The organism is Chloracidobacterium sp., from assembly GCA_016716305.1.
In the GTDB taxonomy this organism is placed as follows: Bacteria; Acidobacteriota; Blastocatellia; order Pyrinomonadales; family Pyrinomonadaceae; genus OLB17.
This window is the reverse complement of sequence record JADJWP010000002.1, coordinates 448715-469031: the sequence shown is the minus strand read 5'-3', so window position 1 is coordinate 469031 and position 20317 is coordinate 448715. Positions and strand designations below refer to the sequence as shown.

Annotated in this window: 16 protein-coding genes and 2 tRNA genes; 10 read left to right on the top strand and 8 right to left on the bottom strand. The window is 54.4% G+C overall.

Features of this window, described 5'->3' with window-relative positions:
• Both thrS and IPM28_03950 read right to left on the bottom strand, forming a co-directional pair.
• Positions 1-1956 (bottom strand): threonine--tRNA ligase, encoded by a 1956-nt coding sequence (thrS, locus tag IPM28_03955; protein ID MBK9172146.1) that lies wholly within the window; start codon positions 1954-1956, stop codon positions 1-3.
• Between the two features lie 276 nt (positions 1957-2232).
• Positions 2233-2307 (bottom strand) — tRNA-Val (locus IPM28_03950).
• A 260-nt stretch (positions 2308-2567) separates the two neighbouring features.
• On the opposite strand from IPM28_03950, the gene IPM28_03945 reads away from it, so the two are divergent.
• Positions 2568-2846, top strand: a complete 279-nt coding sequence (locus tag IPM28_03945; protein ID MBK9172145.1) for a GlsB/YeaQ/YmgE family stress response membrane protein — start codon at positions 2568-2570, stop codon at positions 2844-2846.
• Positions 2847-2903: 57 nt separating this feature from the next.
• Here IPM28_03945 and IPM28_03940 read toward each other — a convergent pair whose 3' ends face one another.
• Complete coding sequence (locus IPM28_03940) at positions 2904-3857, bottom strand: formimidoylglutamase (protein MBK9172144.1); 954 nt, start codon at positions 3855-3857, stop codon at positions 2904-2906.
• A 196-nt stretch (positions 3858-4053) separates the two neighbouring features.
• Between IPM28_03940 and IPM28_03935 the strand changes: the two genes are divergently transcribed.
• The gene (locus IPM28_03935; protein MBK9172143.1) at positions 4054-5538 is read left to right on the top strand and encodes a B12-binding domain-containing radical SAM protein; all 1485 of its coding nucleotides are present in this window, start codon (positions 4054-4056) and stop codon (positions 5536-5538) included.
• A gap of 2 nt (positions 5539-5540) precedes the next feature.
• Here the strand turns inward: IPM28_03935 and IPM28_03930 are convergent, their stop codons facing one another.
• Positions 5541-5735, bottom strand: a complete 195-nt coding sequence (locus IPM28_03930) for a hypothetical protein (protein MBK9172142.1) — start codon at positions 5733-5735, stop codon at positions 5541-5543.
• 78 nt (positions 5736-5813) lie between these two features.
• On the opposite strand from IPM28_03930, the gene IPM28_03925 reads away from it, so the two are divergent.
• A complete protein-coding gene (locus IPM28_03925; protein ID MBK9172141.1) occupies positions 5814-6830 on the top strand; it encodes a tetratricopeptide repeat protein in 1017 nt (338 codons plus the stop codon).
• A 664-nt stretch (positions 6831-7494) separates the two neighbouring features.
• Here IPM28_03925 and IPM28_03920 read toward each other — a convergent pair.
• Both IPM28_03920 and hutU read right to left on the bottom strand, forming a co-directional pair.
• Positions 7495-8112 (bottom strand): hypothetical protein, encoded by a 618-nt coding sequence (locus IPM28_03920; protein ID MBK9172140.1) that lies wholly within the window; start codon positions 8110-8112, stop codon positions 7495-7497.
• Positions 8113-8401: 289 nt separating this feature from the next.
• A complete protein-coding gene (gene hutU / locus IPM28_03915; protein ID MBK9172139.1) occupies positions 8402-10066 on the bottom strand; it encodes a urocanate hydratase in 1665 nt (554 codons plus the stop codon).
• 96 nt (positions 10067-10162) lie between these two features.
• Here hutU and IPM28_03910 point away from each other — a divergent pair, with 96 nt between their 5' ends.
• The 5 genes from IPM28_03910 to IPM28_03890 all read left to right on the top strand — a co-directional run bounded on the left by IPM28_03910 (position 10163) and on the right by IPM28_03890 (position 15627).
• Positions 10163-10630, top strand: a complete 468-nt coding sequence (locus tag IPM28_03910) for a hypothetical protein (GenBank protein MBK9172138.1) — start codon at positions 10163-10165, stop codon at positions 10628-10630.
• A complete protein-coding gene (locus IPM28_03905; protein ID MBK9172137.1) occupies positions 10631-11905 on the top strand; it encodes an imidazolonepropionase in 1275 nt (424 codons plus the stop codon).
• A gap of 361 nt (positions 11906-12266) precedes the next feature.
• On the top strand, positions 12267-13811 hold the full coding sequence (gene hutH, locus IPM28_03900) for a histidine ammonia-lyase (protein ID MBK9172136.1): 1545 nt from the start codon (positions 12267-12269) through the stop codon (positions 13809-13811).
• Positions 13812-14684 (top strand): hypothetical protein, encoded by an 873-nt coding sequence (locus tag IPM28_03895; protein ID MBK9172135.1) that lies wholly within the window; start codon positions 13812-13814, stop codon positions 14682-14684. It abuts the gene before it with no gap.
• Position 14685: 1 nt separating this feature from the next.
• Positions 14686-15627, top strand: coding sequence for a hypothetical protein (locus IPM28_03890; GenBank protein ID MBK9172134.1), 942 nt, complete (start codon positions 14686-14688; stop codon positions 15625-15627).
• A 90-nt stretch (positions 15628-15717) separates the two neighbouring features.
• On the opposite strand, the gene IPM28_03885 is transcribed toward IPM28_03890, so the two are convergent.
• A tRNA-Arg gene (locus IPM28_03885) sits at positions 15718-15794 on the bottom strand.
• Positions 15795-15955: 161 nt separating this feature from the next.
• Here IPM28_03885 and IPM28_03880 point away from each other — a divergent pair.
• Together IPM28_03880 and IPM28_03875 are read left to right on the top strand one after the other, a co-directional pair.
• Complete coding sequence (locus tag IPM28_03880) at positions 15956-17377, top strand: aldehyde dehydrogenase family protein (protein MBK9172133.1); 1422 nt, start codon at positions 15956-15958, stop codon at positions 17375-17377.
• A 48-nt stretch (positions 17378-17425) separates the two neighbouring features.
• Positions 17426-19795: a penicillin acylase family protein gene (locus IPM28_03875; GenBank protein ID MBK9172132.1), complete on the top strand. Its 2370-nt coding sequence runs from the start codon at positions 17426-17428 to the stop codon at positions 19793-19795.
• Between the two features lie 26 nt (positions 19796-19821).
• Here IPM28_03875 and ruvX read toward each other — a convergent pair whose 3' ends face one another.
• Positions 19822-20217, bottom strand: a complete 396-nt coding sequence (ruvX, locus tag IPM28_03870; protein ID MBK9172131.1) for a Holliday junction resolvase RuvX — start codon at positions 20215-20217, stop codon at positions 19822-19824.
• Positions 20218-20317 lie beyond the last annotated feature (100 nt).

The window sequence follows — 20317 nt, the reverse complement described above, 5'->3', positions numbered from 1 at the left end:
CTAGAGACTTCGCAGTTCTTTTTGTCTGCGGATCATCTCTATGAACTCATCCAGAGACATCGCGCCGATGTCTCCCTGCTTGCGTTCGCGAACCGCGACCGACTTTTCTTCGAACTCCTTGTCGCCAAGGACCAACATAAACGGAACCTTTTGCAGTTGAGCGTCTCTGATCTTCGCTCCGATCTTATCAGAACGCGTATTAGATTCAACACGAAAGCCGGCGTTCTTGAGTTCAGACGCGACCGAATCGGCATAATCGTTGATCCGATCGGTTATCGGCAACACCGCGACCTGCACGGGAGCGAGCCAAAGCGGAAATGCCCCCGCGTAATGTTCGATCAGCACGCCGAAGAACCTTTCGATCGAGCCAAACAATGCACGATGGATCATGAATGGCCGGTGTTTCTGATTGTCGTCCCCGGTGTACTCAAGAGCGAATCGCTCCGGGAGATTGAAATCAAGCTGTATCGTGCCCAGCTGCCAGATCCGGCCTATCGCGTCCGCGATCTTGATATCTATCTTCGGACCGTAAAAGGCTGCCTCACCTTCGATGCGTTCGTAGCTGATGTTGCGTTCGTCCAGCGCACTTGCGAGCTGTTCTTCGGCTGCGGCCCAGTCCGCATCTGAACCGAGATAGCCTTTGTTCTCGGCCTCGCCGCGAACCGAAAGCTCGAACCGAACATCGTCGAAACCATAGGTCTCAAAGACCTTGATCGCGAAATCGAGACAATCTGAGACTTCGGAATGTATCTGATCCTGACGAACAAATAGATGCGCATCATCAACAGAAAATCCCCGAACGCGCATCAAGCCATGGAGCGTTCCCGAAAGCTCGGCCCGATAGACGGTGCCCATTTCCGAGTAACGCTGCGGAAGGTCTCGGTACGATCTCGGCGAGCTCTTATAGATCCCGATATGAAACGGGCAGTTCATCGGCTTCAGACGATACTCTTCGTCCTCGATGCTCGTTGGAGAATACATGCCGTCGGCGTAATTCTCTTCGTGACCGCTCGTTACCCACAGGTCCTTCTTGGCAATATGCGGCGTGTAAACGAAACTGTATCCGCGCCGCTCAAGCTCTTCGCGCAGCAGCCGTTCCATTTCATTGCGGATGATACCGCCTTTAGGGTGCCACAGGATCAGCCCCTGGCCGTAATCGTCATCGATCGAGAAAAGATCCAGCTGTCTGCCCAATTTCCGGTGATCGCGTTTTTCCGCCTCTTCGCGTTGTTTCAACCATGCGTCAAGTTCCTGTTGCGTTGCGAAGGCAATTCCATAGATGCGCTGCATCTGTTCGCGTTCGGAGTCGCCCTTCCAATAAGCCCCTGAGATCGCGAGCAACTTGAATGCCTGCAGCTTACCGGTGTGCGGAACGTGCGGTCCGAGACAAAAGTCGATGAAGGGCGAATCGTCGATGTAATAAACGCTTGCGCTGCCCTCGACCTTTTCATCGATAAGTTCGCATTTGAGCGGTTCGTCACGATTTCCAAAGATCTCGAGAATGCTTGCTTTATCGATATCTTCGCGCCGATAACGGAGATTCTGTTTGACCATCGCCCGCATCGTCTTTTCGATCAACGGAAGATCTTCTTCGGTGAGGTTGCGTGGAGCTATGACGTCGTAGAAAAAACCATACCGCGGATCGTCCATCAACGCCGGTCCGACACCGAGCTTTGTTCCCGGAAACATGTTCAGCAGAGCTGCGGCCAATAGGTGCGCTGTCGAATGCCGAATCACCTCAAGTCCCTCGCCGCTTTCGATCGTTATAGGCTCGATAGAAAGAACTTCGTCGGTGACGAAGAGCTCTCGGCTGAGATCGCTCTCTTCGCCGTTGACACGCGCCGCGATCGATCTCTTTAGAATGTCGCGGTCAAATGCCTTGATCGCGTCGGCAACGGTTGCCGGCGCCGGGATGGTCTTTTGAATACCGCCAAATTGTATGTTCAATTCGCTCATAATTCGTAAACAGCCAGAGGTGGAACCTGAATCAATGCGATCAAGTACTTGCCCGAAAAACAAAGGCCAACGTGTTGGTCGCCTTTCGTTTCCACTACCGCTATTTAGAATCCACGATCAACTCGTGTCACTACTACTAAATTAGATCAGATCCGATAAGAGCGACTTTGCCTCGCGGTATCAAGTTTGACACCGCTATGATCCAGCCATTAGAGGCTGGTCGTAGTAGTTGTTGAAACAGCAAAGTTCTTCGAAAGCATCTTATCGAAATATTAATGGTAGGCACTAGCAGAGTTGAACTGCTGACCCCTACCGTGTCAAGGTAGTGCTCTACCACTGAGCTAAGTGCCTAGGTCCAGTTCGCCCAATAAAAAGCGAACCTAAAGGATGCCAAACGCCGGTAAGTGTGTCAAGTGACGAGTGATCTGGCTATGACACCAAAATAAAAACGGCTAATGCATTTAGCGGTGCTATAATACAGTCATACGTTAACGCGTCACCTATAGGTATTCGTATCGGCTCAAATCGCAGAATTCGTCTCGAGGGCCGATCCGGACAAAAATTGCCCGGTCGTGATCTATCATCCGAACCGGGCATGGAGATGGAATAATATGGTTTCGTTGATTATCTGGCTGATTCTTGGTTTTTTGGCGGGTTACATAGCAAAAATGATCCTTCCAGGGTCGGACGGCGGCGGTTTGATCCTGACGACGATACTTGGGATCGTCGGCGCCGTAGTTGGCGGATATATAGGGACATTCATCGGTTACCCGATGATCAGCAGTTTCGACAATATCGGCAGTTCGATCCCGAGTTTCATTTCGTCGATAATTGGAGCGATCGTCGTCCTCGCGATATTTCGTTTACTTTCGGGTCGAAACGTACTCTGATCAGACCTTCATATTCATTAAATGACCGATCTGAACGATGCGTTCGGGTCGGTCATTTTATTGCACGCCCGAACAAAACCGGTGCATTGCGATCGCGACTAGCTTCATTGTACGGTGATCCTGGTCATAGTCGGGGTTCGCTTCCGAGAATTCGATCATGCGTGTGTTCGCCAGCGAGGCTGCGTATTTTACAAGCGTTATGAACTCGCCCGCCCTTAGCCCGAGAGGCGAAGGTGACGTTGTGCCAGGTGCATCAGCAGACCGGACCGCACCCATATCGAAGCCGAAATAGGTATTGACCGATGCGCTATGTTTGATGAACTCGAGTCGGATAGCGTCCTTCAGTTCGCGATCGACATCGGCCCGAGAACGTAGTAATTCCAGGCTGATCCGGTGAACACCGAGATCCCGAATGTAGTTGTAGTAGGCCGGAGAACAGAAATGCGATTGAAAACCGACTTCAAAAAAATTCTCAGGCAAAAGGAGCCTTTCGTCCAAGAGCTGCCTATACTGCGTACCAGCGTCACGTTCCTTTGCTATTCTGACATCGAGACGTGAATCAACGTGAACACCTATCCACCACTCAGGATGATAAATTGCTGACATCGCCACTCCTGCGGGATACGCGATGTCGTTTCCTCCGCCAAGTACTATCAGGCGTTTACCGTCACGCAAGACGGCCTCAAGGACCGCCGCGTGATCTCTATGTGTCGCTTCGAGCGTCTCGCCGATCTGCGTATCGCCCAAATCGAACACACGCTTTTTGATGTTAAGTGTTGAGAGTTGATAGAACTGTTCCCGGATGGCATCGGGCGCTGACGCCGCACCGGGGCGGCCTTTTGCGCGTCGGATGCCTTCGTCCTGCGGGCAGCCGAGAATAACGATCTCAGCTGCGGCATAATCGCTTGGGGCCGTCGCGACCAGCGATCCCATTCTCGGGTCATTCCGGTCGTCGTTCGTGAAGAACAGGTCACGGTTCGGACGGGTCGTCAGACTAAAGATATCGCTCATTGTAAGTTATTACTAAAAGTGGATCGAAACGCCGGTTTATGGCAATGATAACCGATAAACCATTAAACCCGAAATTCGATTCTTTTAGGCATTCCGACAAGTGGAACATATATGCTGCAGGCCCTCCGTAATTGTTTTGTAATCGCCTCAGAAAAGTCTTGTTTACGGCATCTCTGAAGAGTATTCTAGGCAAATCATGAAAGTACTGCTTGTTTACCCCGAATTTCCGGATACCTACTGGAGTTTTCGCCACGCTCTTAAGATCGAAGGTAAACGCGCAGCGTTTCCGCCTCTCGGCCTTCTAACGGTGGCCTCCATGCTTCCGGATGACTGGGAACTCAGGTTGGTCGATATGAACGTCCGATCGCTTGAGCCTGACGACGTCGAATGGGCCGATATGGTCTTCGTTTCCGCCATGATCGTGCAAAATCTATCGCTCGGCGAGGTTGTAAGGCTTTGCCGCTCGAAAGGCAAGAAGGTTGTGGTTGGCGGCCCGTATGTATCAACGAGCAGTGAGCGCCTGCCGGATGCCGATCACATATTCATCGGCGAAGCCGAAGCGACAATCCCCGAGTTTTTACGGGACCTGGAACTTGGCGTACCCCAAAGGGTCTATCAGTCTTCCGAGCGGCCTTCACTCGTCACGACCCCGCCGCCGGACTTTTCGCTGATCGATATGAACCAGTACAGCGCGATGAATGTCCAGTATTCGCGAGGATGCCCGTTCAGTTGTGAATTCTGCGACATCATTGAGATCTACGGCCGCGTGCCTCGGACCAAATCGAACGAGCAAATGCTTACCGAATTGGATCAATTGAATGCCGCTGGTTGGCGCGGCCTGGTTTTCATCGTTGACGACAATTTTATCGGTAACAAAAAGAACGTCCGGCAGTTCTTGCCCGATCTTATTTCCTGGTCGCGTAACAACGGTTACCCGTTCTCGTACATTACTGAAGCAAGCGTAAACCTTGCCGAAGACGATGCATTACTTCAGCAGATGGAAGATGCCGGTTTTCGCCGTGTCTTTCTGGGCATTGAAACGCCGGTCGAAGAAAGCCTGAAAGAAGCTCATAAGGGCCAGAATATGCGTCGCGACCTGCTGGGATCGATACACAAGATCCAGTCGTATGGTATGGAGGTGATGGCCGGCTTCATTGTCGGCTTTGATAACGATCCTGACGACATCTTTGACCGCCAGATGGATTTCATACACGAAAGCGGCATCCCATTGGCGATGGTCGGATTGTTGACCGCATTGCCCGATACACAGCTCTGGAGAAGGCTCGAGAAAGAAGGACGGCTTCTCGACGTCAGCACCGGGAATAACACCGACTGCTCGATCAATTTTCTGCCTAAGATGGACATGGCCGTTCTTGTTGAGGGATATAAAAATCTCCTTCGCAACATATATAGCCCTAAGGAGTATTACCATCGGGCTCTTGACTGTCTTTCGCGGTTTCACGCCGATCGCATCGAACCGCGCAAGTCGACCGTCTTTGCCGACGTCAGGGCATTGCTTAAGATCATCGCTACCCTTGGCGTACGCGATCCGGAACGTGCGGCCTTCTGGAAGTATTGCTTCGACCTCATCAGGTTCTATCCGCGGGACATTGCCCATGGGCTGACGCTTGCGGCGATGGGTTATCATTTTCGGCAGATCACCGCGAAATACTGCGATTGACATCATCGGCCGCAGCATTTGCAGTGAAAATCTGCCGAACTGGTATCGATCTGCGAAAAGCGTTCGTCGGCGGCGGCCCGGATCGGCTCGCGATCGTTGGAATCGAAGTAGTCATTGATCGCCTCGACGACCGCCAGCTTTTCGAGATTCGGAAGCTGCAGAAAGCCGTTGAAAACGATCGTTGCGTCTTGATTCATAATTGCTGGCTCCTCCTGTTTTGTATCGATCGATGTCAAATTCACGGCTATGATAGACTTTTTCGTTCCGGTGCTGCTATGAAAGTTTCTAAGTTGGTTTTCATATCGTTGGCCGCGGTGTTAGTCGCCGCGGGAACGGCAAGGGCTCAGGTCGATGACTTTTGCAGCGAGTTCGGCGCGATGCCGACGCTCGAAGGGCCGCGATTGAGTGCTCCGTTCGTTTATGGGCGCGTGACGTATCGGGGGGCTCAAGCGAACGCAAAGCTGCCGAAGATCTCGATCGTCCTGATCGAGCGCGAGCAGGCCGCACAGCGGATAACGGTCGGGCAGAGAGGGAACTACTGCTTTCGCCGGACCGGCGGTTCAAGCGGTGCGACACTGGTCGTTGACGTCGACGGGATCGAGGTTGCACGCCGAGGCGTTTCGGGGTTCGGGACGGCACAGATCCGCGAGGATTTCGAGATCTCGGCCGATGCACCAGACCCCCAATCGCCGCCGCTGTCATCAGGAAAGTTTCCATATTCACGCGGCGAGAAAGCTACCGAACTTCTGAGAAAAGCCGCCGATGCCGAAACAAGGAAGGACATAGGGCAGGCGATTAAGTACATCCGGGAAGCGACCGCCGAAGACGCGAAGGATTTCATCGCCTGGACGAAGCTCGGGACGCTTTACTTCGAGCAAAAGCAGTTTACGGAAGCCGAGGCCGCCATCCGCCGTTCGCTCGAACTCAAAGCCGAATATACGCCCGCGTGGATCGTTGCCGGACAGATCAGGATGGCCCTGAAGAACCACGAAGCCGCGGTCGAGGTCTTCAAACACGCGGCGACTCTCGAACCCGAATCCGCACGCGTTTACCAGCTTCTTGGCGAAGCTTATCTGCTTTCGAAGCAAGGCTCGCTCGGGGCCGAGGCCCTTAACAAGGCCATTCAGCTCGACCCGAAGGGCATGGCCGAACTTCACCTTCAGCTCGCGCATCTTTACCAGCTCGCCAAGACGAATCACCTTGCCGCCGAGGAATACAAAAAGTTTCTCGCAAAAGTTCCCGAACATCCCGACAAAAAGAAGTTCGAAAAGTTCATTAGTGAGAATCCTTAAGGTGCGTGTTTCATTTTTCCGAAAGCCACACGTTTCTGAAACGCCGTGATTCGAATGAATGAAATGAAATTCTTGATACAAGTGAAATGCGTGAAACGCCTTTGAGTTTTGAGTCCCCGCGTTAGCCGGCCCTTGCGAGTCGTCAAAGACGACGGAATTGACCCAGCCCACATCGTAAGATGTCGGTCGCGACCGCCAAAAGAATTGAACCATCTGATTCGGTGGTACGCCGCTCGCCAGAAACTTTTCAAACCACGAAAGAAGAAAAGTAGAGAACAAGATCCTCGTCTGTGAATTCTGCGCTCGCTTCAAAGCGGAGCTTCAGAACCGCAGAAACCACAGAGCCGAGACCGAAGCGCACAGATCGGCCCGAGACTCCGCCACTACTGTTTGCAGATTCTGGTCACGGCTTCTCACTCCGTTTGGAGCGTGATGCTTATAAATGCGAACACAGAACGCGAACCGAAGTCCGTAGGAGCGGAATATTATCGCTTCTCACGGGTTCGTGCCGCCCCTAACTGGGCTCGGCAGAATATTCTTGGCGGCCTTTCTGCAAACGTTTGGCTCCTAGCGGAACCGATAACCGACGCCGCATTCCGCCGAACGCTTCGCCACGACGACCCCAACGAAACAGAACCTCATTCAGGCCTGAATTTTCGAAAAACTAATCGCCCGGGTCCTTTTGCACTGCGGATCTGTCGGCGTTCGTGAGTTTCGATAGATCAATTCCGTCTCCTACAAATCCTTCGAGCATTGCCTCAAACTCAATCTTATTAAATAATTCGCCCACCAAAACCGCATTCTCAGGATGGATGATGAAACAATCCTCGAAGTCGAATGGTTCGAGGTAAGAGCCGAACTCCCGAATAAAGGATTCATGTGAAATAAGACCAGATTCTTCAGCGGTGCGAAACAACTTACGTTTCTTGCGGTTTATGAGGAAATAATCCGCAGGCGGGAAAACATTTGGGATGTGTTCGGTCCAAGTAGAGATGGTTATTGGCTCACCTGTAGAAGCCTGTCGTGCCAAGATAAGGGTAGGGACATAGTAATCGTCGCCCAATTTATCTTGCATTTCATTTCTATGAAAATTGTAACGCCAATACTCATTCGATTTTTCGAGTGGAAAGTGGAGCAGGTCGAAATAATCAAAATGGTCGCCAGAAACGCTTAGGTTGGTATTGGACCAGTTCGAATAATATTCCCCTGCCGTTTGTCGTCGGGGTATCTCGATCTCAGAGTCCGATTGAGGGTTCAGCGCAAAAAGATCAAGTTCGCTCATCATTAGTTCAACAAATGGGAAAGCCTCTAATCCGAAAAAATTCGGGCGAATGTAATTCAGGCTGAACGAGTAACGAGTGTTATTAAAGTCATCGAAACTCTCGAACGTTTTGTTATCTTCGGGGTCGTCATTTTCAGGTTGGCGTTCGAAGTCAAAATAGACGTCTGTATCTTCGTTTTCGTAAACCCATTGCTCATCCTCGCTTACCCGAACACATCCGTTTTTCACAAGATATGATTCCACCTTGGAAGCATCGAATAGATGCTCTTTGCGTGTGTAGAAATAAAGATCAAAGCTCACTGGGGATACCTCTCATTGGAATGTTTACGTCATTCTTGTCCGCGAATTCTATTGCATCTTCGTAGCCGGCGTCGGCGTGGCGGATGACGCCCATGCCGGGGTCGGTCGTGAGGACGCGTTCGATGCGGCGGGCTGCCTCTGGGGTGCCGTCAGCGACGATGACCTGTCCGGCGTGAAGCGAATATCCGATGCCGACGCCGCCGCCGTGGTGGAGCGAGACCCAGGTCGCGCCGCCGGCAACGTTTATCATGGCGTTGAGATAGACCCAGTCGGCGATGGCGTCCGAGCCGTCCTTCATCGCCTCGGTCTCGCGGTTCGGCGAGGCGACGCTGCCGCAATCGAGGTGATCGCGGCCGATGACGATCGGTGCTTTCAGCTCGCCGCTCGCGACCATCTCATTCAGTTTCAGACCGGCCTTTGCTCTTGCTCCGTAACCGAGCCAGCAGATACGTGCGGGCAGGCCCTGAAATTCGACCTGTTCCTGAGCCATCGTCAGCCAGCGGGCGAGATGATCGTCCTCGGGAAAGAGGTTCATAATCGCCTCGTCCGTTTTGTAGATATCCTCTTTGTCGCCCGAGAGTGCGACCCAGCGGAACGGGCCTTTGCCCTCGCAGAAGAGCGGCCGTATATACGCGGGGACGAAGCCGGGATAATCGAAGGCGTTGGCGACGCCGTTGTCTTTCGCACGCTGACGCAGATTGTTGCCGTAATCGAAAACGACCGAGCCGCGACGCTGGAATTCGAGCATTGCCTCGACGTGGCGTGACATCGAGTCCATCGCCCTGCGTTCGTACTCTACCGGATCCGTTTTGCGGAACTCGTTTGCGTCGTCGACCGACATTCCGATGGGAATATAGCCGTAAAGCACGTCGTGAGCCGACGTCTGATCGGTCACGACGTCCGGGTAGATGCCCTTTTCGATCAATTCCCAATGGACCTCGGCCGCATTGCCGAGAAGCGCTATCGACCTCGGTTCGCGTTTCTGTACCGCCGATCCGGCAAGTTCGATAGCGTGCTCGAGGTCGCGAGCCGCCACATCGACCTGCTTCAGCTGCAGACGCCTTTCGATCCGCCACGGATCGACCTCGACAAGAATGCCGACGCCGCCGTTGAAGGTGATCGCCTGCGCCTGTGCACCGCCCATCTCGCCAAGGCCGGCGGTCAGAACGAGCCTGCCGCTCAGGTCGCCCCAGCCGTGCTGCCGGGCCAGCGAGCCAAAGGTCTCATACGTTCCCTGCAGGATGCCCTGCGTGCCGATGTAGATCCACGAACCGGCGGTCATCTGGCCGTACATCATCAGGCCGTCGCGTTCGTACTGGTCGAACTGCTCCTGAGTCGCCCAATGCGGGACGATGTTCGTATTAGCGATCAGGACGCGAGGCGCGTCCGTATGGCTTTTGAATACGCCGACCGGTTTCCCCGATTGCACAAGCAGGGTTTCATCTTCGTTCAGCTCGCTGAGGCTCGTTAGGATCGCATCAAAGCAATCCCAGTTGCGAGCCGCTTTGCCGCGACCGCCGTAAACTATAAGGTTGTCGGGGTCAAACGCCACGTCCGGGTCGAGATTGTTCTGGATCATCCGGTACGCGGCTTCGATCAGCCAGTTCTTGCAATGGAGTTTGGTTCCCGTCGGGGCATGGATCTCTCGTTTCATAGCATTTGGAATATCATAGCCGTAAATTCACTCCGGCGGAAAACGTGCTAATATCTTCGAAATAATTGCGAGGTTCTTATGAGACATTTGAGCATAATGATCATTGCAGCCGGAGTGCTGCTCGCCATCGCGGCCGGATCGTCAGCCCAAACGCCGGAAACCAAGGTAAACCCAAAATATGACGCGGAACTGGCAAAGAAACTCGGGGCTGATGATATCGGCATGCGGCAATACGTGCTGGCGATCCTAAAAACCGGCCCGAACGACGCGATCGTCAAAGGCGACGAGCGGAAAAAGGCATTCGAAGGCCATTTTGCCAATATGACGCGGCTTGCGAACGAGGGCAAGCTCGCCATTGCCGGGCCGTTCGGTTCGAATGACAAGACGTTTCGCGGGTTGTTCATTCTGGCCGTGACGACGATCGACGAAGCAAAGGCGCTTGCCGAGACCGATCCATCGATCAAGTCAGGAATTTTCATCGTTGACTACGTTCCGTGGTACGGTTCGGCGGCATTGATGCAGGTGACCGAAACCCACGGCAAGATCGCGAAGAAGTCGCTTTAGATGCCGCACGCCGACCTTATCGTTCACAATGCGGGTCAGCTCGTTACCTGCGCTTCCGGCGGAAAACCGAAACGCGGCGAGGCGATGCTCGATGTCGGCATCATTTATGACGGCGCGGCAGCAATCTCAGACGGGCGATTCGTCGGCGTCGGCGGCTCTGCCGATATTCTTGCCGAATTTACCTCAGATGAGACGATCGATGCCGAGGGGCGAGCCGTATGCCCGGGCTTTGTCGATCCGCACACACACATCGTTTACGCTGGCGACCGGCTTAATGAGTTTGAGCTAAAGATAAAGGGCTCGGCATATCTGGATATTCTGGCCGCGGGCGGCGGGATAATTTCGACCGTCCGGAATACGCGGGCTGCTACGGCAGAGGAGTTGATCGACGCGGCACTCGGCCGGCTCGATAAGATGCTCGCATGCGGCACCACCGTCTGCGAGATAAAGACCGGCTACGGGCTCGACACCGAGACGGAGCTGAAGATGCTGCGGGTGATCGAGGCATTGGAGAAGCGGCACGCGATCAGAATTGTGCCGACGTTTCTTGCGGCCCATGCGGTTCCGCCGGAGTTTAAGAATGACCCGGACGGCTACGTCGAACTGATCTGCGGCGAGATGCTGCCGCGGGCGTGGGACTGGTATTCGGGCTCGCACTTTGCCGCCGAAGGCACGCCGTTCTTTGCCGATATCTTTTGCGAGCGGAATGCGTTTGATGTTGGGCATGCGAGGCGGATATTCGCCTCGGCCGAGGAGCTTGGTTTTCGGCTGAAGGCGCATGTAGATCAGTTCACCAATCTTGGCGGTTCGCGGCTCGGGGTCGAGCACGATGCGGTTTCGATCGATCATCTTGATGCGATCTCCGATGAAGAGATCACGTTTCTTGCCGCAAGCAATACGGTCGGCGTCGTCATTCCGACCGAGAATTTCAACGGCGGCAAAATGCAATTTGCACCCGCGAGGAAAATGATCGACACGGGCTGTGCGGTGGCGCTGACGACCGACTATAACCCCGGCTCGGCACCGTGCCCCTCGTTGCCAATGGCGATGGCCATCGCTTGCAGGTATCAGAAGCTGCAGCCGACTGAGGTGATGAACGCGGCAACGATAAATGCAGCATATTCGATCGGTCTGGGAGATACACACGGGTCGATCGAGGTTGGCAAAAGGGCAGACTTTCTAATGTGTGATTGTGAAGATTATCGCCAGATAGCATACGAATTTGGCGGTAATTTGGTCAATGAGGTTTTCAAGAACGGTGAGGCCTGCCTGTGACGAGCAACGAGTTTTCATCGATGTTGGAGGAAATGGCGAGAGGCTGGTCAACGCGAGATTATAAAAGCGTTGCCGCAAAGTTTGCCGGCAAATTGTTTTACTCAGATGGGCTGAACTACACGTTTCGGGACAATGCATCGTTGTTAAGATTTTTCGAGGACGACGACGCTAAGCCGCAGTCTTGCAAATTTCACAACGCTATCTTCGACGAATCTCGGCAACTCGGCTGTGCGGAATATACCTACAAGGGAACCCATATTTATCACGGCACTGTATGGATCAAGTTCGATGACAACAAAATTATTGACTGGCGCGAATATCAATATCGAACGAATAAAAATCGGACAGAGTTTTGGAAAAGATGAACGAAATTGTCCTTGATGGCGAAAGCCTGACCTTTGAGCAGGTGCTGGCGGTTGCCTATGGGCGGCCGGGCGAGCCGCGCGTGGTGCTTGATGAGCGGGCGAAGGCGAATGTCAATCGGGCGGCGGCGGCGGTCGATCGGCTGCTCGAACGCGGAGAGGTTGCCTACGGTATCACCACGGGTTTCGGAGCTTTCAAAGACAAGATCATCGGCCGCGAGCAGGTAGAGGAACTGCAGCGAAATATTGTTCTGAGCCATGCGGTCGGTGTCGGCGACCCATTCGATACACCGACCGTGCGGGCGATAATGCTGATCCGTGCGAATACTCTGTCCCGCGGCTTTTCGGGAATACGGCTTGCGACGCTCGGACTGATCCTCGAATGCCTGAACCGCGGTGTTCATCCGGTCATACCTGAAAAGGGAAGCCTCGGCGCCAGCGGTGATCTCGCCCCGCTTGCCCATTTTGCGTGTGTCCTGATAGGTGAGGGCGAGGCGGAATACATCGGCGAAACGATGAACGGCGGCGATGCTCTAATAAGTGCCGGCCTTGAACCGGTTACTCTCAAAGCCAAGGAAGGACTAGCACTGACCAATGGTACGACCGTAATGACGGCCATCGGTCTGCTTGAGACGGCAAAGGCGATCAGGCTTGCTGAACTTGCCGATGTTGCCGGCTCTCTCAGCCTCGAAGCGCTTCATGGCACGGCTTCGGCGTTTGACGAAAGAGTTCATTCGGTCCGGCCGCATCCGAGACAGGTCGAATGTGCGCGCAACCTGAGGCGGATTCTTAACGGAAGCGAATTTGTCCGGGGGTTCGATCCCGCAAACGTCCAGGACGCATACACACTCAGGTGTATGCCGCAGGTTCACGGAGCCTGCCGCGATGCGGTTGCGTATGCCGAGTGGCTGATAAAGATCGAACTCAATTCGGTCACAGATAACCCGCTGATATTTCAGGATGAAGAAGGCAATATCGAAGTGATCAGCGGCGGTAATTTTCACGGCGAACCTCTTGCTCTTGCCTTCGATTATTTGACGATCGCGCTCGCCGAGCTCGGTAATATTTCCGAACGGCGGATCATGCGGCTTACCGACGAGGCTTCGAACGCACACGTTCTGCCGGCATTCTTGACGCCAAACGGCGGCCTGAATTCGGGCTTCATGATCGTTCAATATACGGCGGCGGCCCTGTGCACCGAGAACAAGGTACTGGCACACCCGGCGAGCGTAGATACCATCCCAAGTTCGGCGAATGTCGAAGACCATGTTTCGATGGGTGCAACGGCGGCTTTGAAGCTGCGGCAGGTATCGGAGAATCTGGCCCAGATATTGTCCATCGAGCTTTTCTGCGCGGCACAAGGCGTCGATTTCAGAAGAGATGCGATCGGCAGAGACAAACAGCTCGGTGACGGGACGAAGGCGATCTACGAGCGAATTCGGACGGATATCCCGTTCGTACAAAAAGACGAATATATGAAGAATCACATGAATTCCGCGCTCAGGATCGTCCGCGAATTTGTTTTCGGCCGGGGCAATGAATAAATGAAAAATCATAGATCGATATTCAATGCCATCGCTGCCGTCGTATTGATCGGCGGCGCTTTAGCCGTTCCCTCGGCGTCCCAGGAGGCGAAGACGGTTGATTTTCGCGCATACGTCGAGAAGCGCCTGGCGGCAAAAAAACGTGACCTCAGCGAGATCTGCCCGATCGACACCAGCGTGGTGGCGAAGCGGGTATTCAAGGACTATGGAGCTATGTTCATCGCTGCCTCAGACGTCCGTTTTCCCGACCGATGCGTGTTTGCCAACGAAGACGAGGTAGCGGCATTTCAGGCGGGCGTCAGTTCGAGGACCGCGGTCATCGGTGAACGGACGGTCGAACTGCAGGCCGATGCGATGGATGCGCTGATGAAGGCACGTGCGGCGGCCGCAAAACGAAAGCTGTCTATCACACCACGTGGAGCCTCAGCATCGAAGCGGAGCTACGCCGACACATTCAGGATCTGGAAATCGCGTTTCGACCCGGCGCTCAAACATTGGGTCGCTCGCGGCAAGATCAGTGCTGACGACGCGGCCGCCGCCGCGAAGATGGAGACCATCGATCAGGTTGCCAGGGTCATCGAATGGGAAAAGGACTCGATCTGGTTCAGCACCGGTTTCAACCGTTCGATCTTTTCCTCCGTCGCCGCTCCGGGAACATCGCAGCATCTTTCGATGATCGCTCTCGATGTCGCGGAATTTGGCAGCAAAGAAGTAAGGTCGATCTTGAACGAACACGGCTGGTTTCAGACGATCATCGACGACACACCGCATTTCACTTATCTCGGACTTGACGAAGACGAGTTGCCTAAACGAGGACTTGTCGCGACCGTAAAGGAAGGATTCACGTTCTGGATCCCGAATTTCGAAAGATAATATGAAGAACCGTTTATTAGTCGCCCTTGCTCCCGCGATCGTTTCAGGAATGCTGACTGGCTGCTGGAAAGAACCGACACGGCCGAATTACGATCCTCCGACGAACTATCGGACCGAACCCGCCGCCAATAGGACAAACGCCGACCGCGAAATGAACACGAATAAGACGAACAACGCCAATAGCGCAGAAACGGAGAAGACGAAAACCGGTTTTAAGGCAAACCTGCCTGACGGATTCGAACAGCCGGCGGACGATGTCGGCACGAAACTACTTCGCGAATACGGTGCGGTCTTCCTGGCCCGCGGCGGTGTAACTCCGCCGAAAAAGGTCGTATTCAGGAACGAATCGGAGGTCGCGGCATTTCAATCGACATTGAAAACAAGGCGTGAAATGATCGGAAGTTTTTCGATGGAGCTGCAGGCGGCCGCCATGGATGGCCTGCAAAATGCCGTCAAAGCTGCGGCTGCCGCCGGGCAAAAGATCACGCCGCGCGGGGCCGATTCGGCAAAACGGACCTACAGCGAGACGGTCGGCTTATGGAACAGCCGCGTCGATCCGGCGTTGAAGCATTGGACCGCCAAAGGAAAGATCAGCCAGGCTGACGCCGACCGCATCAAGGCGATGGCCACGTTTGACCAGGTGACCGAAGTCCTCAAGCTGGAAGAGAAAGGGATCTTCTTCGCAAAGGATCTTTCGAAATCGATAATCTACTCGGTCGCGCCGCCGGGAACCTCACAGCACCTTTCATTGCTGGCCTTCGATTGCGAACAGCACGACAATGCCGCTATACGCTCGATCATGGCTGAGAACGGATGGTTTCAGACCGTTGCATCCGACCTTCCGCATTTTACCTTTCTCGGTGTAAAGGAAAGCGAACTGTCGGGACTAGGGCTCAAAAAGCTTTCGAGCGGCGGGAGAACCTTCTGGGTCCCGGATATGTAATGGCGTTCGATGAGCGAGGAGTCGGAATTCGGCAATGTAGCCTTGAAGTTCAGCGATCTGACATAAAGCAGGACGACGTCGTGAGGGAAATGGTACACCCGGCAAGATTCGAACTTGCGACCCTCTGATTCGAAGTCAGATACTCTATCCAGCTGAGCTACGGGTGCACGCTTAGGAGAGTTTAATTCGCGAAGCGCCATTTTGCAAACAGCGATCGGAGCAGGGATCGAAGGGCGACGGATGAAAATAAGTTCTTGGTTCATCGCGGGATCTTTCGAACTATCGGACGGCGGTACGGCCAGCAAAATCCTCGAAAATAGTCTTAGAGATGAGCGAACCTAAGAAGATATTGATCGGTGGAGAGTGGAGATCGGCGACCGAACAGATCGAGATCGTCTCACCGCATAACGGCGAAAAGGTGGCGGAGGTTCATTCGGCGAACGAAGGGGAATTTGAGGCCGCGATCGGATACGCAATGTCAGGTGCGACCGCGATGGGGGGACTTTCAAGATCTCAAATCGCTAAGGGCCTGAGGACGATCGCCGCCGCGATCGAAGGTCGAAAAGCAGAATTTATCAGAACGATCATTGTGGAATCGGCAAAGCCGATAAGGTACGCCCGAGGCGAGGTCGAACGCTGCATCGCAACGTTTTCTTGGGCCGCCGGTGAGGCCGAGCGGTTTATCGGCGAGGTCGTTGCGGTCGATACTCAAGCGATCGGACGCGGAAAGACGGCGCATACACTGCGAATCCCGCGGGGCGTAGTTTACGGCATCACGCCTTTCAATTTCCCGCTCAATTTGGTCGCCCATAAGGTCGCACCGGCGCTGGCATCGGGAAACGCGATCATCATAAAACCGAGCGACCGTACGCCGCTCACAGCCTTGCTGCTCGGTGAGGTATTTTTGGAAAGCGGCCTGCCCAAAGACGCGCTTCAGGTCGTACCGATGAGTGTCTCTCACATTGATACCGCATTCCGCGACGATCGGATCGACATGATATCGTTCACCGGCAGCGCACCGGTCGGTTGGGACATTAAGGCGAAAGCGGCGAAAAAGTTCGTGACGCTCGAACTCGGCGGAAACGCCTCGGTGATCGTCGATGAATCGGCCGATACTGAGGCCTCGCTGAGGAAATGCCTGATCGGCGCCTTTGCGTATAGCGGACAGGTGTGCATCTCGGTCCAGCGGATCTTCGTCCACGAGGCGCAATATGAGCTATGGCTTGCCGCGTTTGCCGAACGCGCCAAAAACCTTAAGAAAGGCGATCCGTCCGATGAGGCGACCGAGATCGGCGTGATGATCGACGAGCATGCCGCTATCCGGGCTGAAAGCTGGATCAAGGAAGCGGTAGATGGCGGAGCGTTGCTCGTCAGCGGCGGAGCGCGCAGCGGAAAAATGCTCGACGCAGCTGTTCTGACGAAGACCATGCCTGCGATAAAAGTCGTTGCCGAAGAAGCATTCGCACCGATCGCTGTCGTGGAACCATTCTCGCATTTTGAGGATGCTGTCGCGATGGCAAACCTCGGACGATTCGGATTGCAGGCCGGCGTATTCACGAATGATCTCAGAAATGCCGCGTTTGCAGCGAGGCATCTGGAATACGGGAGTGTGATCATTAACGACGTTCCTACTTTCAGGGTCGATAATATGCCGTATGGCGGCGTCAAAGACTCGGGTTTCGGACGCGAAGGAGTACGCTATGCGATGGAAGAAATGACCGAGATGCGGCTTATCGTAACGCAGCCGTGATCGATCGCATCGCTTTTACTTGAGATCTTTAATTGCTATATTTTCAAAATGAATCCTCGCTTAATTCCCGCGTTTTTCGCATTTGTCTTGCTATTCTCAACCGTTTCGTCTTTCGGGCAGCCGACAAGATCGAGCCTTAACGGACTTAAGGAAGCAGTTACCGTTAGCCGTGACGCACGTTCGATACCGTATATCGAAGCCCGCTCCGACGCCGACCTCTATTACGTTCAGGGCTTTGTGACGGCCAGTGACCGTTTGTGGCAAATGGATCTGCTGCGACGCGTCGCCCGAGGCGAGACTGCCGAAATATTTGGGCGGACGACGCTCGAAGAGGATAAGCGTTGGAGACGGTTCGGATTTGCGCATATCGCCGAAGAAAGCGTTTCAAATCTAAGGCCCGAGCTTCGGCAGGCGTTGGCCGATTATGCCCGCGGCGTCAACGACTACATTCGATCGCTCGAACCAAGATCTCTGCCGGTCGAGTTTCAGATCTTGCAGTATACGCCACGGGAGTGGACACCGGCAGATTCGATCGTCATCGGCAAGATACTCGCGGAAGCTCTTTCGAGCACATATCAAGGCGACCTCTTGCGCGAATCTTTGAAGAGCATCGACCCGATCAAGTATGCCGATCTAACCAACAAGGTGACGCCGTACGACGTAGTGCTTTTCGGAAAGGATGCCCGCGCTGCAAAGGCTTCGGGCGTTGCGTCCAGCGGGACTCGGCGAAACGACAGCGAAGTGGGGGAACGAACCGATCTGCCAAACGATCAGGCGGTCGACGAGGCAGAGGCCGATCTTGCGATACGTGAGAGATCGTTGCGGCGGGCCGGGTTTTTTGCCGAGGAACTTGCGGCGAGCAACAACTGGGTGATCTCAGGCAAGCGAACTGCCGACGGCAAACCGATACTTGCCAACGATCCGCATCTTTTGGCTGCAGCTCCGGGTATCTGGTACATCTCACATCTCTCATCCCCCACAATGCGGGTCGCGGGCGTTACGTTTCCCGGCGTTCCGGGCGTCGTCCTTGGTCACAATGAGCATATCGCGTGGGGCGCGACCAATGTTGGCCCCGATGTGCAGGATCTGTATCTTGAGACATTCAATGAGAAAGGTGAATACAAGACGCCGGAAGGCTGGGCGGCTCCTGTAGTGCGAAAAGAAGAGATCAGGTTTCGAGCCAATCCGCTCTCGCCTGCTACCACGGTCGAATCATTTGAGGTTACCGTAACCCGCAATGGTCCGGTCATCATAAACGCGAACGGAAAGAGGTATTCGCTAAAGTGGACGGCATCCGAGAGTAAGAACGACGACCTCGGTGCCTTCTTTTACCTCAACCGGGCGAAGGACTGGGACGGCTTCAGATCGGCTCTGAGCAACTATGCAGGAGCGATGCAGAACTTCATCTTTGCCGACGTCAAAGGAAACATCGGATGGCATACGGCCGGTAAAGTGCCTTTGAGAAGAAAGGGTGACGGCTCGCTGCCATACGACGGTTCGACGTCAGACGGCGATTGGGTCGGTTCGATCCCGTTCAACGAACTACCCAACCTCTTTAATCCGCCTTCGGGGTTCATAATGACGGCGAATCAGCGTATTGCGGGGATGGACTATAAATACCCGCAGCTCGTCCGCGATTTCGCCCCGCCATGGCGTGCGCGCCGATTACATGATCTGCTTTCCGCGGATACGAAAGCAACGATGGACTCGTCCACGGCGGCACAGATGGATGTTTATAACATTCCGCTCGCTATGCTGGCAAAAGAGATCATTTCGATGAAAGCGGCGTCGGATGAGAACCTGAAGCTCGTGAGCGAATGGGACGGCCGGATGACGCCCGATTCGCGGGCAGCGTTGTTCGTGAACGAGATCCGATCGTGTGCTGCGAACAAGATCGCCGAGGCAAACAAGCCCGTTCCAGCCAGTGCAATTCGGGAACGGATCCTGTTCTGGGCAGTCGCAGAAAGATCGGCTCGCTGGCTGCCGAAGGAGTTTGCCGATTACGGCGCATTGCTCCGGTCATGCAATGACAGCAGTTCCGCGACCTTTACGACCCGATACGGTGCGGACCCGGCAAAATGGGTTTGGGGAAGCGTTTCGGCGGCGCGCTTTCCGCATCCGCTTGCGGCGGCACCGCTTATCGGCAGCCAGTTCGCAACACCGAATCAGCCGATCGGGGGCAGCGGGCAAACACCGAATGTCGCATCTTACGTATCGATGAGACACGTTGCTTCGCCCGGCAACTGGGATGCAACACGGCTCGTCATACCGCTGGGCCAGAGCGGCGACCCGAGATCGCCTCACTTCAAGGACCAGTTCGCCGCCTGGAGCACCGGAAAACCGGCAGTCGTTCCGTTCACCCCGAAAGCGGTCGAATCGGCGGCGGTAAGCGTTGTCAGGTATGGGCCGACAAACTGAGCTTCACCCGCGCGAAAGCACATCCGCTATCTGATCGATCGGCGGCCATCGGTGATGAAATCATTGAGAATTATCGATGCCGCCTCGCTGTCGACCGCGTCGCGGGCCGCTCCGATCGAGGCTCCGGCGGCCCAAAGCCTCCCTTTCGCCTCATAGCTGGTCACCCTCTCGTCTTGTAGAACGACCGGGATCGAAAGCGAAAGGGCGAAGCTGTGTGCCATTCGCCGGGCTTCGGCCGACATTTCGCTTTCGCTTCCATCCGATTCTAGCGGCAAACCAATGACCAGCCCAACGGCATCAGAATCCTTAACTATGTCTTTCACTGCAATAAGCAGTTTCTTCCATGACGCTCGTTCGATGCGGGGCAAGGTTCTCGTGACGGATTGCGTTTCGTCACAAACCGCGACACCGATGCGTTTCATGCCGGGATCCAGCGCCAGCACGCGCCCTTGCCGCGGGATGCTTAAAACATCTGTAAATTCCTGAGGATTAGTTGTTTGTTTTTGTTGCACCAATACTTAC

Bases quoted from the DNA above. Each gene is read 5' to 3' on its own strand.
- thrS (MBK9172146.1), bottom strand. From the start codon at position 1,956: ATGAGCGAATTGAACATACAATTTGGCGGTATTCAAAAGACCATCCCG.
- IPM28_03945 (MBK9172145.1), top strand. From the start codon at position 2,568: ATGGTTTCGTTGATTATCTGGCTGATTCTTGGTTTTTTGGCGGGTTAC.
- IPM28_03940 (MBK9172144.1), bottom strand. From the start codon at position 3,857: ATGAGCGATATCTTTAGTCTGACGACCCGTCCGAACCGTGACCTGTTC.
- IPM28_03935 (MBK9172143.1), top strand. From the start codon at position 4,054: ATGAAAGTACTGCTTGTTTACCCCGAATTTCCGGATACCTACTGGAGT.
- IPM28_03930 (MBK9172142.1), bottom strand. From the start codon at position 5,735: ATGAATCAAGACGCAACGATCGTTTTCAACGGCTTTCTGCAGCTTCCG.
- IPM28_03925 (MBK9172141.1), top strand. From the start codon at position 5,814: ATGAAAGTTTCTAAGTTGGTTTTCATATCGTTGGCCGCGGTGTTAGTC.
- IPM28_03920 (MBK9172140.1), bottom strand. From the start codon at position 8,112: ATGAGCGAACTTGATCTTTTTGCGCTGAACCCTCAATCGGACTCTGAG.
- hutU (MBK9172139.1), bottom strand. From the start codon at position 10,066: ATGAAACGAGAGATCCATGCCCCGACGGGAACCAAACTCCATTGCAAG.
- IPM28_03910 (MBK9172138.1), top strand. From the start codon at position 10,163: ATGATCATTGCAGCCGGAGTGCTGCTCGCCATCGCGGCCGGATCGTCA.
- IPM28_03905 (MBK9172137.1), top strand. From the start codon at position 10,631: ATGCCGCACGCCGACCTTATCGTTCACAATGCGGGTCAGCTCGTTACC.
- hutH (MBK9172136.1), top strand. From the start codon at position 12,267: ATGAACGAAATTGTCCTTGATGGCGAAAGCCTGACCTTTGAGCAGGTG.
- IPM28_03895 (MBK9172135.1), top strand. From the start codon at position 13,812: ATGAAAAATCATAGATCGATATTCAATGCCATCGCTGCCGTCGTATTG.
- IPM28_03890 (MBK9172134.1), top strand. From the start codon at position 14,686: ATGAAGAACCGTTTATTAGTCGCCCTTGCTCCCGCGATCGTTTCAGGA.
- IPM28_03880 (MBK9172133.1), top strand. From the start codon at position 15,956: ATGAGCGAACCTAAGAAGATATTGATCGGTGGAGAGTGGAGATCGGCG.
- IPM28_03875 (MBK9172132.1), top strand. From the start codon at position 17,426: ATGAATCCTCGCTTAATTCCCGCGTTTTTCGCATTTGTCTTGCTATTC.
- ruvX (MBK9172131.1), bottom strand. From the start codon at position 20,217: ATGAAACGCATCGGTGTCGCGGTTTGTGACGAAACGCAATCCGTCACG.